At 39.9% G+C, this 13,815-nt stretch carries 10 protein-coding genes; 6 read left to right on the top strand and 4 right to left on the bottom strand.

Annotation, left to right across the window (positions count from 1 at the left end; genetic code table 11):
- The first annotated feature begins 29 nt into the window (after positions 1 to 29).
- Complete coding sequence (locus KNQ97_RS14265) at positions 30 to 2,441, top strand: DUF6160 family protein (protein WP_001038889.1); 2,412 nt, start codon at positions 30 to 32, stop codon at positions 2,439 to 2,441.
- Between the two features lie 161 nt (positions 2,442 to 2,602).
- A complete protein-coding gene (locus KNQ97_RS14260; protein WP_253612381.1) occupies positions 2,603 to 3,556 on the top strand; it encodes a DUF6160 family protein in 954 nt (317 codons plus the stop codon).
- A gap of 80 nt (positions 3,557 to 3,636) precedes the next feature.
- Here the strand turns inward: KNQ97_RS14260 and KNQ97_RS14255 are convergent, their stop codons facing one another.
- Both KNQ97_RS14255 and KNQ97_RS14250 read right to left on the bottom strand, forming a co-directional pair.
- Positions 3,637 to 4,581, bottom strand: coding sequence for a tRNA-dihydrouridine synthase (locus KNQ97_RS14255; RefSeq protein WP_001984199.1), 945 nt, complete (start codon positions 4,579 to 4,581; stop codon positions 3,637 to 3,639).
- An 84-nt stretch (positions 4,582 to 4,665) separates the two neighbouring features.
- Positions 4,666 to 5,475, bottom strand: coding sequence for an inner membrane protein YpjD (locus tag KNQ97_RS14250; RefSeq protein WP_000624642.1), 810 nt, complete (start codon positions 5,473 to 5,475; stop codon positions 4,666 to 4,668).
- 140 nt (positions 5,476 to 5,615) lie between these two features.
- Between KNQ97_RS14250 and ffh the strand changes: the two genes are divergently transcribed.
- The gene (gene ffh, locus KNQ97_RS14245) at positions 5,616 to 7,025 is read left to right on the top strand and encodes a signal recognition particle protein (protein WP_000460625.1); all 1,410 of its coding nucleotides are present in this window, start codon (positions 5,616 to 5,618) and stop codon (positions 7,023 to 7,025) included.
- Positions 7,026 to 7,074: 49 nt separating this feature from the next.
- Here ffh and KNQ97_RS14240 read toward each other — a convergent pair whose 3' ends face one another.
- Together KNQ97_RS14240 and KNQ97_RS14235 are read right to left on the bottom strand one after the other, a co-directional pair.
- Positions 7,075 to 7,809 (bottom strand): pantothenate kinase, encoded by a 735-nt coding sequence (locus tag KNQ97_RS14240; protein WP_057693261.1) that lies wholly within the window; start codon positions 7,807 to 7,809, stop codon positions 7,075 to 7,077.
- Between the two features lie 14 nt (positions 7,810 to 7,823).
- Entirely contained in the window at positions 7,824 to 8,576 is a 753-nt protein-coding gene (locus tag KNQ97_RS14235; protein ID WP_253612380.1) for a biotin--[acetyl-CoA-carboxylase] ligase, read from the bottom strand.
- 30 nt (positions 8,577 to 8,606) lie between these two features.
- On the opposite strand from KNQ97_RS14235, the gene KNQ97_RS14230 reads away from it, so the two are divergent.
- The 3 genes from KNQ97_RS14230 to smc all read left to right on the top strand — a co-directional run bounded on the left by KNQ97_RS14230 (position 8,607) and on the right by smc (position 13,814).
- Complete coding sequence (locus tag KNQ97_RS14230; protein ID WP_000420176.1) at positions 8,607 to 9,410, top strand: sulfite exporter TauE/SafE family protein; 804 nt, start codon at positions 8,607 to 8,609, stop codon at positions 9,408 to 9,410.
- Between the two features lie 248 nt (positions 9,411 to 9,658).
- Positions 9,659 to 10,354, top strand: coding sequence for a GntR family transcriptional regulator (locus KNQ97_RS14225; protein ID WP_001047228.1), 696 nt, complete (start codon positions 9,659 to 9,661; stop codon positions 10,352 to 10,354).
- Between the two features lie 10 nt (positions 10,355 to 10,364).
- Positions 10,365 to 13,814, top strand: a complete 3,450-nt coding sequence (smc, locus tag KNQ97_RS14220) for a chromosome segregation protein SMC (protein ID WP_001239980.1) — start codon at positions 10,365 to 10,367, stop codon at positions 13,812 to 13,814.
- The last annotated feature ends 1 nt before the right edge of the window (position 13,815 follow it).

Raw genomic sequence — 13,815 nt, 5'->3', positions numbered from 1 at the left:
TTAATGTAGATTTCAAAGGAACTGAAGTGATGAACAAAAATAAAGAAAGTCACGGCTCAAAGTTTATTTTAAATACATTAACAGCCAGTATGTTGTTAGTGAGCGGACAGGTTTTTGCTTTAGAAGCGTTAACAGATGCCGATTTGAGTGCGGTCAATGGTCAAGATGGAATCTCGATACAAACGACTTTCAACGAAATCAATATTGATAATGCTTATTGGGACGACCATGCAGGCACACCAACAAGTGCTGATCAAATTTTAAGAGCTCAAGCGAGTGGTGTAAAAATACAAAAAAGCAATGCCTCTACACAAGCTTTAGGTACAAACTACCGTTTAGACGTAGGAAGTAATGCGACTACAGGTAAAGCAGGGGTCGATTTTTCTATGCAAAGTAGCCCCTCGCTCATTACTGTAAATAGCGTCAAAGTCTGTAATAGTTCGGCTGCTTGTTCACCTACTTTAGGACAGTTGGCTATACAAACAACTTCGCCTTTAAACTTGGCTCTTGCTACTCAAGATGGTTTATTTAGCCCGAATAGTCAGTCAAGCATGACGCTTGGTCTAAATAATGCAAATATTTATTTAGGGCAATTAGACGCGCGTAGTCAGCTAAATCAATTGATATTAAAGAATTTTAACTTTAATTTTGTTGGTAAAGGCGTCATGTTTATTGATCCTACCCGTGGCATAGTCTTACAAACTAATACAGGGAATAATACTGCTGCGGTTGGGCAAACTCCAAATAGTACCTATGGCTATGTCGATTTTAATCGTGTCGCCGATTCTGCTTCTGGTTTAACTGCTGGTACATATGTAGACAGTAGTGGGAAAGTAACCAATTCAGGTCTAAATATTGAGGTAATGCTTAGCTCAAATGTTGATAAGTCAAATCCTTATGCCCTAGACACGACAAATAGCCCACAGAATTCTAAAGGCTTGATTCGTTTAGGTGCTAGCGGCCGTATGGTCAATAGTTACTTACAAGTCCGTGGTATGGATGGCTCTTCAGATAAAACAACATTAGGTACTGCTAATACAGCTTCAGGTACGGGATCAAGTAATAGTATTTTAGGTAACTCTGGAATTGCCTTTCGTATGAAAGGGGAGTTCACTAAAGATAATGATTCGATGTTAGGTTCAGATGGTAAAGCAACTACCTTGGAAATTGGTGGGGCAGGGCTGAACGCCTATGGTTTTGAATTCGGTAATTTAACGGGGCTGAACTCGGCTACACGCGGTTATTTTGACAGTGGAAATATTTATCTAAATCTTGCTGATACAAAAACTTTATTAATGCCAAATAACGCAACGTTAAATGCAATTCGTTTAGGATCCGGCACTTTAACCACTGCTGCCGATTATCAACATAATATTCATCGTGATACGGTGACTAATCCATTTAGCTTAATTCTTGCCATGCGTGGAGCAGAGTTTCAGGCATTTTCAAGACGAGGTCGTTTTACCACCAGTGCAAATGTCGCTGCTGCTAATCAATTTGCAGATAATGGTTTAAATAACCAGTGGGGTTTGGCATTACCCTTTTATAATTTAAATGCGAATGCCGCTGTCTATGGTGTAGATGCGCCTGCAAATGGTGCTTATTACTATACAAAAGATGCCAACGGTAAACCGATTCAAAATTTAGTTGCAACATCTGGTACAACTTCACGTTTAGGTTTTGGTATAGCTGTAGGAACGACAGGTCGAGATGCAGGCGGTACTAAAACAACTTCAATTTTATTAATTGATGGTTCTCCAAATGCTAATAATGCGGGCAACCCTACCGATTATTATATGGGGTTACGTAATATTGATATGTTCCTCAAAGGCAATGGCACTATTGGTTTAGAAAATGGCAGTTTAAATATCGGTTTAAAAGATATGTTACTTGCTTTATCAACCGAAATTGCGGCAGGTTATTTACCGGGAGCTAAATATAAAACTTGTCCGGCAACCGGGTCTTGTACTTCGCCAATCGATAACTTTGCCAAAAATAATGATGTCTTATTTGGTTTAAAACTACGTTTAGGCGGCGATCTTAATTTATCGATAGTGCCGAATAGTTCAATTGCAGATGGTAGTGCTTTAACTGTACTAGGTGATTTTACAATGCCTGCGACAGCAACTGGAAATACTGTACAAATTAGTGATCCGATTGATGGTTCTGCAATTGGATTTGACAATATTACTGGAAAGCTAGCGTTTAATACCGCTTTAGTTGTGGGTAAAGATACCGCAAGTGGTTTAGGTAAAGTTGGTGTAAATACCGCGGTTTATTTTAATCCTGATAAGAGTATTGACGGCGCATTACGTGTAAAAGATATTAATTTCTATCCACCTTCAACGGGTGCAGGAGCACGTTTAGGTGAGCTTGCAATTACGGGGGGACGTCTAAATAGTAGCTTTAGCATTGTGCCTAGAAATGGCGCCTTTAACTAATCAATAAAAGTGACGTTTAACGTCACTTTTTTATATAAATTTTAGTTTAGTGTGATTGGATTTGCATTCGTCGGGTTATAGAGATAATTGCTTTGTACTTGAATATTATTCTGATAGTCTGAACAAATAATAAACGTTTGTCTCTTAAGGATTAGAGCGACATGAAAAATAAAAATATAGGGTGCTGGCTGTTACTTGCCGGTAGTTCAAGTGTTTGCGCGATGCAACCTTTGGATGATCAAAGTCTTGCAGCTGCGACGGGTCAAAATGGTCTAACTTTAGGTATTCAGGCCGATCAAGTTAAATTTAATCAAGTTGCCTTGATTGATACGAACGGTATTGCATCTACGTCTTACAACAGTAAAGCAGGTCTTGTCATTGCAGGAAACTCTACTAATCCGGTTCCTGGCATAGAGTTTATTAAAGCTGCTGTATCTACAAATCCTTCTTTTAATATTGCAATCGATACCGATGCTGGTGGTGGAAATCCTTTTTTAAATTTAGCTGTCACGATGGGGAGTGACGTAAATGGTATTCGGCTTTTACCATTTTCAGTTTATTTAGCACCAAGTACATCTTTATCTAGCCCATCCGATTATGCATTAACAAGTTATGCACCAAAATCAATTTTTAGTTCGGGCACAACGGTGAATACCGGGGTAAAAGAGCTGATTCGTTCTACTGGTAATCTTGATATTAACTTTGTACAAACCAATAAGCCTCGTTTAAATATTCAATTGGGACATGCTGCCCAGTCGGTTATGGTTAAATTTGGAGGAGCTATTCAATCGATTTGTTCTGCTGCATCTGGTTGCCCGATTACTTTAGTTTCCGATAACACGGGTGCTACATTTGGGTTTAAATTTGCAGGTACGAATGCGTCAACCGATTTTGTTCTTGATGGATTTTATGCTGGGGTTGACCCGACAGGACTTACCTTTGGAAATATAGGTGTATCTAGTAAATTTGATGCATCACTTAACAATGTGACTTTAGGAAATTTAGGTACACAAAGTACAACAACCTTTAATAATTTACCCAATGGGTCTATGGGGAGTTTTGGAGTTACGGGTGCTTCGGTGACCGACTTTAAAATGAAAGTAAGTGGCTTTTAAAAAAATAATTAATAATTACTTAACCTGAAATACCAAAAGAGGGCGGTTGTCTAAACAATCGCTCTCTTTTGTTTGAGTGATTAAATACGAGAAGAACTGGTTTGCTCTAGCTGCTGAACAATTTCATCTAAAGCTTTAATGCGTTTCACTTGGTCCCATAATTCTTTCGCTTGAGGATAGGCTTTTGTCATCATACCTAACCACTGCTTATAACGGCCAACCATCCCAATTTCTGTTTTTGCTTGACCATTTAAAAAACGTATTTGTAAGTCAACCAGTTGTTCCCAAGTAAACAGTGCTTCATCCATATTTTGGCGAATACATTGTGTTAAATCTGGAGTAGTCACTGCACCACGGCCAATCATTAAATCTTCACAGCCAGATTGTTGCTGGCAAGCTCTAGCATCAGCATTGGTCCAGATTTCGCCGTTAGCAATCACATTAATTTTTAAAGCTTCTTTAATAGGCAGAATTTTTTCCCAATAAGCTGGTGGCGTATAACCATCTGCTTTAGTTCGAGCATGTACAGTTAACCAGCTTGCACCCGCATCTTCAACAGCATGGGCGTTTTCCATGGTGTGGTTTTCATCTAGATAACCTAAACGCATTTTTGCTGAAACAGGGATGTGCGCAGGTACAGCATCTCGAACAGCTTTAATCAGCATATGTACTACGTCTGGTTCATCAAGAAGTACCGAACCACCTCGATGTCGATTGACGGTTTTTGCAGGACAACCAAAATTAAGGTCGATTGCAGGAGCACCCAGTTCAACGACTTTTGCCGCATTTGCTGCCAGCATCTCTGGATTATTGCCTAAGAACTGGACGTGTACAGGTGTTCCAGCAGCTGTTTTACCATCATTTTTAAGTTCAGGACAAAAACTATAGTAAATATGGTCTGGCAAAATACTGTCTGTAACGCGAATAAACTCGGTTACACACCAGTCGAAGTGACCAACAGATGTGAGTGTATCCCGCATGATCGGGTCAGTTAAACCTTCCATTGGAGCGAGTATGAGTTTCACAGTCTGAGTCACCTGAGCAAAACAAAAACAGCGTTATACGGGATATGTATAACGCTGTCTAGTAGTGCTGAAATTTTAATTGTTTTATCGACCCAATATCATCTCAAGCACAAATTTACTGCCAATAAAACCGATCGCTAATAATGCAAAACCAATTAAGGTAAAACGAATCGCTTTTTGTCCGCGCCAGCCAAGTTTATAGTGGCCAATCAATAAAGAGCCATAAATAAACCATGAAATAATACTAAATACGGTTTTATGAGCGAGATGCTGGGCAAAGAAGCTATCAACTGTTAAGAAACCAAACGCGAGAGCAATGGTTAATAAAATAAAACCAGTAATGATGAGGTCAAATAATAAAGACTCCATGGCCTGAATGGATGGAAGTAAATTGACCCAAATACGTTTTTTTTGTTTCTTTTTGAGTTCACGGTTTTGGAACCATATCAAGATCGCATGTATGGTTGCCATCAGTAAAACAGCATAAGCAGAAAGTGAAAGAATAATATGAGTATCTAAACCTAATGAATGCTGTTCAATAAACTGATCGGGACGGCTAAATGCAAAACCTAAAATAAGACCAATCGCTGCTACAGGAATACCGAGCAAGTTTAAGGGTACAATCGGACGGAAAGTACTAAAAACTAAGCTTAACAACAACATAAGACCTGATGTAAAAGACACCAGATTAAAAACATCGTAGTTAATTCCTGATGGCGTCAGCATGGCATGACATAAAACTGTGCCATGTAACAGCAGTGCTAAGGTTGTAACAAAAGCAAATAACCATGGGTTTGGTTCACGTTTTGACATTAAACGTATGAACAGATACCAGAAAGAAGTGGTATATGCGATGAGTGCCAAAATTGTGTAAACCAAGGGGAGGCTAATCATGTCAAACCTTTTTCAGGATTAATTCATCTAGATAAGATATAAATTCGCTGCGAACTAAAGTATCCTATAGCATTCTATGCATAAATTTTCTATTTCGAGAAAGATTTTTTTGCAACTAGCCATTTTAAGCGGATTTTGCAATGTTTGATACCTTAACAGAACGACTCACGCAGAGTTTAAGAAATGTTACTGGCTCAGGGCAGCTGACCGAAGACAATATTAAAGATACCTTACGTGAAGTACGTATGGCTCTTCTTGAAGCCGATGTCGCGTTACCTGTAACTCGTGAATTTATCGCGAAAGTTAAGGAAGAGGCATTGGGCCAAGAAGTGATGACTCAGTTATCTCCAGGCCAGGCATTTGTAAAAATTGTCTATGATGAACTCACCAAGATGATGGGTGAGGCCAATGAAACACTGGATTTAAGTGCTAAGCCTCCAGTTGTGGTATTACTTGCTGGTTTACAAGGTGCAGGTAAAACAACTACAGCAGCCAAGCTGGCACGTTTCTTAAAAGAACGTCAAAAGAAAAAAGTAATGACCGTTTCTGCCGACGTTTATCGTCCGGCAGCGATTAAACAGTTAGAAACTGTGTCAGCAGAAGTTGGTGCAGGCTTTATTCCATCAGATCCTTCTGAAAAACCAATTGATATTGTTAACCGTGCAATTGAACAGGCAAAAATCCAGTTTGCTGATGTGTTGATTGTCGATACGGCGGGTCGTTTGCATGTCGATGAAGACATGATGGACGAAATTAAAGAATTGCATGCAGCAGTTAAGCCGACTGAAACCTTGTTTGTGGTTGATGCCATGACAGGTCAGGATGCTGCAAATACTGCTAAAGCATTTAACGATGCTTTAGCGCTTACAGGTGTGATTCTTACTAAAACTGATGGTGATGCGCGTGGTGGTGCGGCACTTTCTGTGCGTGCTATTACCGGTAAGCCAATTAAGTTCTTAGGTATGGGCGAAAAGCTTGATGCTTTAGAACCATTCCATCCGGACCGTGTTGCTCAACGTATTTTAGGTATGGGTGACGTACTTTCTTTAGTCGAAGAAGTTGAACGTAAAATCGACAAAGAAAAAGCCGAGAAAATGGCGAAAAAATTGCAAAAAGGTGGCAGCTTCAACTTTGAAGATATGCTGATGCAATTTGAGCAAATGAAGAAGATGGGCGGCATGATGGGCTTCTTAGACAAGTTGCCAGGCATGAGCAGTGCAGGAATTCAGCAAGCAATTGAGCAGGCGAATCCTGAAAAGCAGGTCAAGAAAATGGAAGCTATTATCCAGTCAATGACCATCAAGGAACGCCGTAATCCAGACCTGATGAACCCAAGCCGTAAAAAACGTATTGCAGCTGGGTGTGGTATGGATGTTGCTGAAGTGAATAAGCTCATTAAGCAACAAGCGCAAATGGCTAAAATGATGAAGAAGTTTGCGAATCCATCTGGTATGAGCAAAATGATGCGTTCATTAGGCAATATGCAAAAACAATTTGGCGGTGGCGGCGGTATGGGACCACTGTTTGGTAACAACGACCAAAAGAAATAAAACCATAAAATAAAAGGCGCCTAGAGCGCCTTTTATTTTGTTCTGTATTTTAGTCTTTAGGGTAATGGGCAATATATTGTTGTAGCCCTTTAAGCAAAAGATCTTTTTCAACAGTTGGCTGGTAATTCTGTAGAAATTTAGCAAAAAGAGGAGCATCGCCACCTGTGAGAAGTAGTTTCTTAGGTGATTGTTGCATAATGCTTTCAATCGTACTAATGAGGCCTAGTAAAATACCATGATGTACTGCATCTACGGTGTTATTACCCGGATTTAGATTATCAAAAGCCGAATCAGGAATTTTAATACCTTTGGTATTTTGAATCAGTGCATCACGTTGTAAATAAAGGTTTGGCAGAATATAACCGCCTAAATGTTGCTTACCTTTCGTTAAATCAATGGTAAGCGCTGTTCCACAACCAATAATGCAATAGTTTTCTTTTTCCTCAGCAACAGCAAGTACCTGTAGCCAACGGTCAATCCCGAGCTGACTTGGAACTTCATAACCACATTGTAAACCTGCATATTCAGCATGCACTTTGGCAAAAACAACAGGAATTTCTAGCCATTTTAGAATTTGCTGAATACGCTGATTATTTTCGGTATCGAGAACCGAAGAAATCCCAATACGATGCAAGCCTTGATGTTTAAAGTGTTGGATTAATCCCAGTAATAAATCGGCAGGAGACTGCAAATGTAACTCAGCTGCATGTTCAATAATTTGCTGATTTTCAGTAATCCAGTATTTCAAACGGGTGTTTCCGATATCAAGCCATAAACTTTTCATAGGAAAATACCTGATTACTGAGTGGTTTGTGGTCTTAGACGACCTTGATAAAACTGCTGTGGTTCAGGAGTTTCAAGAATCACCGCACCTTCATTAGAGATTCCAACGAAACGGCCATATACCAGTCCTTGACTATGTTCGAACTGAACTAACTGATTAAGCCATGCTGCATGGTGGTTAAAACGTCCTGCAAGGTTATAACAACCATGATCAAACCAGCGGGCTGCATTTTGAATTGCGACATAAAGCTCCGAAATTAACTCAAGACGACTCATTTGCTCTAGGCCTAAATCTTCTAGAGACGTGATCGGTTGATCACTATCAGTGACTGGTGGTGTTTTTAAATTAATACCTACACCCACAATCGCCTGATGTTGGGAAAGAGGTTCAACCAAAATTCCGCCCCATTTTCCTTGTGTACTATACAAATCATTTGGCCATTTCACTTGTAGGCTCAAAGGTTGTAGCTGTGGAATTTGCAAAATATTCAACGCAACTTCAAGTGCTAAGCGACCATCTAAGGGTGTTCGAGTTTGCGCCAATGTGCTTAAATAAATGTTTCCTTCAGGTGAAATCCATTGCCGTTGATGTTGACCTCGCCCTTGAGTTTGTTGAGCACTGCAAACCAAGCCTGTTGTAATGCCTTTTTGGGCAATTTCACGAATATCATCATTGGTCGAAGTTGTGGTTGCTTTTAATAAAACCACTTCTGGAAGCTGGTTTTTTGCGCTTAAAAGTTGTTGTAGTTGGCGAGTCTCTAAATCCATGTTGAATATGAGCAGAGTGGTAAAACATTTATGGAGTTAATCATATATTTACTCATTGGCGCAATTGCTGGTTTTACTGCCGGACTGTTTGGAGTTGGTGGTGGACTAATTATTGTACCAATCCTCTATGTCGTTTTTACCCAGTTGCACTATGATCCCGCTGTAATCATGCATATTGCAGTCGGAACCTCCCTAGCAACCATTATTGTGACTTCCTTTAGTTCAGTTTCGGCTCATCATAAAAAAGGTGCAGTCCTCTGGCCTGTTTTCCGTAATTTAGCACCGGGACTAGTGATTGGTTCCTTTTTAGGTGCAGGTATTGCCGACCTTTTGTCTGGACAGCATTTACAGCTTCTTATTGGTGTCTTTGCTGTTGTGATGGCTTATCGGATGTTCAAAGGAGCCCATGTTGTGGTTGACCCAACACGTCAGCTTCCTTCAACACCTATGCAATTTATGGCAGGTGGTGGCATTGGTATTGCCTCTGCAATTTTTGGAATTGGAGGCGGAAGCTTAACTGTCCCATATTTAAACCGTCATGGCGTAGTCATGCAAAAAGCAGTTGCGACCTCTGCTGCTTGTGGTTTACCTATTGCTATTGCAGGTGCAATTGGTTTTATGTGGTTTGGTGCTAAAGAGCACATTTCTGTACCTAATACGATTGGATATATCCATATCTATGCTTTTATTGGTATTAGTGTCATGAGTTTTGTGACCGCTAAACTTGGGGCTAAGGTTGCCCACGCATTGTCACCACAAATGCTAAAAAAATGCTTTGCTTGCTTGTTAGTCGTGGTCGGCAGTTATTTTATTTATAAAGGTTTTATGAATTAAAAATGTTTTATTAAAAATATATAGAAAAGAAAGCTTAGACTCTCACGGTTTAAGCTTTTTTATTTGAAGACTTGAAAAGATTAAAGGTGAGTTTTTCATCCGATTTCTGTATGGATTTTGGGTGGGTTGGCTTAAAATGCAATAAAATTGTCAGACAATGACATAGTTTTTAATGGATGGGATCAGTTAAAAACAAGGATGCGAAAGAAAAGCATGGATTAATGCATATAAAAAGTAGCGGGTGATTTATGAATCTCGAAGAGACAGAAAGTCTTTCTGAGCAAATTGTCAAATATATTAGCGAACAGATTATTAGTGGCGAATTGGTTGAAGGCGAACGTATACAAGAGCTTCGTATCGCTAAAGAACTTGACGTAAGTAGGGGATCAGTTCGTGAGGCGCTATTATTACTCGAGCGTACGCATCTCATTGAAATTTTTCCGCGTCGTGGTGCAATTGTTTCGGAAATGTCGGCACAACAGGTCAAAGCGTTGTTTGATACAAATATGATGTTATTGGGGCATATTGTACAACGCATAAGCGAAACATGGCGTGCCCATGAGGCTGATCAATTACAGCTCTTGTTAGAACAGCTTCTTGAGCATGTAAAAGCAGGCGATATCGAAAAATTCTACGATGCTATTTTCCAATATCTTGCTGAACAACAAGATATGGTCGGTAATCCTTATTTAATGAAATTTTATAAAGAATTATTACCATCATTACGTCGTAGTTATTTTTTGACGCTAAATACCTCTAAACGGGAACTACAAGAAGCGTTTGCATTATTTAAACTCGTGACTGATGCAATTTTGATCCGAAAATCACAACAAGCCGCTTTATTTATGGAAGATTTTTGTCGACACTTACGTAACCTTGTGTTGGAATCGCTGACACGAATGAAACAGATTGAATTGGCTTGGGCGAGACGCTCACGCCGCTAGTTAGGGCATTATGCGTTTAAGCAGTTTAAAACTTTCCGGCTTTAAATCTTTTGCAGATAGTACAACTTTAAATTTTAAGGCGAACCGCACAGCAGTGGTTGGTCCAAATGGTTGTGGCAAATCCAATGTTATTGATGCGATCCGCTGGGTGATGGGGGAATCAAACGCTCGTCAGCTACGTGGTGGTAGCATGCAAGATGTTATTTTTACCGGAACATCCAAGCGTAAACCTGTTGGGGTTGCCAGTGTAGAACTGCGTTTTGACAATACCTATGGCAAATTAGGTGGAGCTTATAACGCTTATAATGAGCTCGCAGTTCGTCGTCAGGTGACTCGCGAAGGTAAATCTGAGTATTTCTTAAATGGTACACGTTGCCGCCGCCGTGATATTACTGACATTTTCTTGGGCACAGGGTTAGGGCCACGCTCTTACGCAGTCATTGAACAAGGCATGATTAACCGCTTGGTTGATGCCAAACCTGAAGAAATGCGTATTTTCATTGAGGAGGCAGCAGGTGTTTCCCGCTATCAGGCGCGTCGCCGCGAAACCTTGCAGCACCTTGAACATACGGAGCAAAACCTTTCACGCTTGGAAGATATTGCGCTTGAATTAAAATCGCAGCTTAAAACGCTTAAACGCCAGTCAGAAGCGGCAGTTCAATATAAAACATTAGAAAGCCAGATTCGTACCCTAAAAATTGAAATTTTGTCTTTTCAGGCAGAGAAAAGTGTACGCCTACAAGAAGAATATACCGTTCAAATGAACGAACTGGGGGAAACATTTAAGTTAGTTCGTTCAGAATTAAGTACCATTGAACATGATTTAGAATCTACCAGTGCTTTATTTCAGAGACTTATTCAGCAATCTTCACCACTACAACAAGAATGGCAACAAGCTGAAAAGAAACTGTCTGAACTGAAAATGACTCTAGAGCAAAAACAAAGTTTATTTCAGCAAAATAGTACAACTCTCGTTCAGTTAGAACAGCAAAAAGCCCAAACGAAAGAACGTTTACAGCTTTCTGAATTGCAACTCGAAACACTGAATAGCCAGTTAGAAGAGCAAACCGAAGCTTTAACTGCAATTGAGCATACAGCAGCTGAAGCAGAGCAAAGTTTTGCCGGTTTACAATCACAGCAACGGCAAGCGCAGCAACAATTTGAGCAAGTAAAAGCTCAGGTTGAAAAACAACAGCAGCAAAAAATGCAAATGTCTGCCCAAATCGAGCAATTAGGCAAAAATGTACAGCGCATTGAACAGCAAAAAGAAACGCTGCAACATCAAGCAAACCAGATCCAATCGCAAGTACACGAAGATGAACAAGGCGAGCTTGAGCAATTACAGCAGCAGCTTTGTCGTGAAATCTCAACGTTAGAAGCGGAAATTGAGCAGTATGTGCAGCGTATTGAACAAGCTCAACAAGCGCATCAGACAAATAAAAACCAGCAGCAAACGTTAAAAACAGAAATACAGGTTTTATTATCAGAGCAGAAAAACTTAAGCCAGCTTGTTGCTAAACAAAGTCCAAAGCAAAACCAAGATACGCTACGTTTAATGCAGGCTCTAGAGTTAACAGAGCAGGGCAAACCACACGCACAAATTATTGAAAAGTTTTTAGCAAATTGGTTACAGGCACATATTGTTGAAACTGAACAAGCCTTTCAGGAAGGAATTGCTCGCCAGTTAAAGCCTTCAGAGCAATCAAGCAAATTTAAGGGGAACCTGACTTGCTTGAATGATTGGATTGCATCGCCACAGCTATCAATATTCTCGAATGTAGCGATTGCACAAGATTTATCTCATGCTTTAAATGAACAAAAGCAACTGCAATATGGCCAGTCTATTTTGACTTTAGATGGTTATCATGTCGGGCAAGATTGGGTAATTGCTCTTATGTATGATGACGAAAGTCAAAGTGCGCAAGGTATGCTCAGTCATCGTATTCGTCTAGACGAAATTGAACAAGTTCTTCAAAAGCAGCAACCAGAATTACAAGCATTAGATCAAATTATAGTTCAGCAAAAAGATGAGCTAGGACAGTTACAAGTTGACCTACAGCAAAAACAACAAGTCATTAAACAAAAACAAAAAGACTTGCAACAGCTTGATGTACAAATTGCCAAGCAACAAACCGCAGCACAAGCATTTTTATTGCAAAAACAGCAATTGAAAGATCAACTCGCTCAATTAGATACGCAGCTTGAAGAAGATGCGATGCAAAAAGATGATCTTGAAATTGATTTGCATGCATTGGCAATGAAGCTCGAAACTATTTTACCTGACTATAAAACTTTGCAATTTCAGGTAGAAGAATTAACAGAGCAGCTTGAGGAACAGCAACAAGTCTTACAACAGCAACAACAAGAACGTGAGATTTTACGCCGTAATAGTACGCAGACAACTCAACAAATTGAGCTGCTTGAAAAAGATATTTCGTTCTTGCAGAGCCAATATCAACAAATTACAGCGCAAATGGAACAGGCGAAAAAGTTTGTTGACCCTATTCAGTTAGAGTTGCCAAACCTTGAGTCAGAGTTTCAACAACAGTTTGCTCAAACCGAAAAGCTGCAAAAGACATGGAATGAATGGCAGATTGAGCTTAATAGTGTCCAAGAGAAGCAACAAACGCTTACAGATCAACGCCATCAATACCAACAGCAAGATGAAAAGCTTAGAGAGCAGCTTGAAGCCAAACGTTTAGCATGGCAAGCCGCCAAGTCGGACCGTGAGCACTATCAAGAACAGCTCAAAGAGTTAAATGCCGAGCTTCAAACGGGCTTGAAAATAGATTTAACTGAACACCAGCAAAAACTAGAAAAAGTACAGAAACAGTTTGAAAAAATCGGTGCAGTTAACTTAGCTGCTTCACAAGAGTTTGAAGAAGTTTCTCAGCGTTTTGATGAGTTGAGCCACCAGATTCAAGACTTGGAAAATACGGTAACTCAGTTAAAAGATGCGATGAAGAGCATTGACCAAGAAACCCGTAAGTTGTTTATGTCGACTTTTGATCAGATTAATCAAGAGTTACAAAATCTATTTCCAAAAGTTTTTAATGGTGGTGAAGCCAGTTTAAGTCTTGAGGATGATTGGCAATCTGGGGTTAAGCTCATGGCGAGACCACCGGGTAAGAAAAACAGTTCTCTAGCATTACTTTCCGGTGGAGAAAAAGCGTTAACGGCGTTAGCATTAGTATTTGCTATTTTCAGGTTAAATCCGGCACCGTTTTGTGTACTCGATGAAGTGGACGCTCCACTCGACGATGCGAATGTACAGAGATATTGTAATTTGGTAAAAGAGCTTTCTGAACATGTACAATTCATTTACATTACACATAATAAGCTGGCGATGACCATGGCAACTGACTTGTTGGGTGTAACCATGCCTGAACCGGGTACATCAAAATTAGTCACTGTCAATTTAGAACAGGCAAAAGAATACGGGTTAGTTTCGGAGTCATAGA

Source organism: Acinetobacter sp. UC24323 (genome assembly GCF_024151445.1).
GTDB lineage: Bacteria > Pseudomonadota > Gammaproteobacteria > Pseudomonadales > Moraxellaceae > Acinetobacter > Acinetobacter baumannii.
Note: the sequence above shows the minus strand (reverse complement) of the source record. Positions and strands in the feature narration are given on the sequence as shown.

Excerpts from the sequence above, each read along its gene's own strand:
- smc (WP_001239980.1), top strand. The coding sequence starts at position 10,365 with ATGCGTTTAAGCAGTTTAAAACTTTCCGGCTTTAAATCTTTTGCAGAT.
- KNQ97_RS14250 (WP_000624642.1), bottom strand. The coding sequence starts at position 5,475 with ATGATTAGCCTCCCCTTGGTTTACACAATTTTGGCACTCATCGCATAT.
- KNQ97_RS14225 (WP_001047228.1), top strand. The coding sequence starts at position 9,659 with ATGAATCTCGAAGAGACAGAAAGTCTTTCTGAGCAAATTGTCAAATAT.
- ffh (WP_000460625.1), top strand. The coding sequence starts at position 5,616 with ATGTTTGATACCTTAACAGAACGACTCACGCAGAGTTTAAGAAATGTT.
- KNQ97_RS14235 (WP_253612380.1), bottom strand. The coding sequence starts at position 8,576 with ATGGATTTAGAGACTCGCCAACTACAACAACTTTTAAGCGCAAAAAAC.
- KNQ97_RS14260 (WP_253612381.1), top strand. The coding sequence starts at position 2,603 with ATGAAAAATAAAAATATAGGGTGCTGGCTGTTACTTGCCGGTAGTTCA.
- KNQ97_RS14240 (WP_057693261.1), bottom strand. The coding sequence starts at position 7,809 with ATGAAAAGTTTATGGCTTGATATCGGAAACACCCGTTTGAAATACTGG.
- KNQ97_RS14230 (WP_000420176.1), top strand. The coding sequence starts at position 8,607 with ATGGAGTTAATCATATATTTACTCATTGGCGCAATTGCTGGTTTTACT.
- KNQ97_RS14265 (WP_001038889.1), top strand. The coding sequence starts at position 30 with ATGAACAAAAATAAAGAAAGTCACGGCTCAAAGTTTATTTTAAATACA.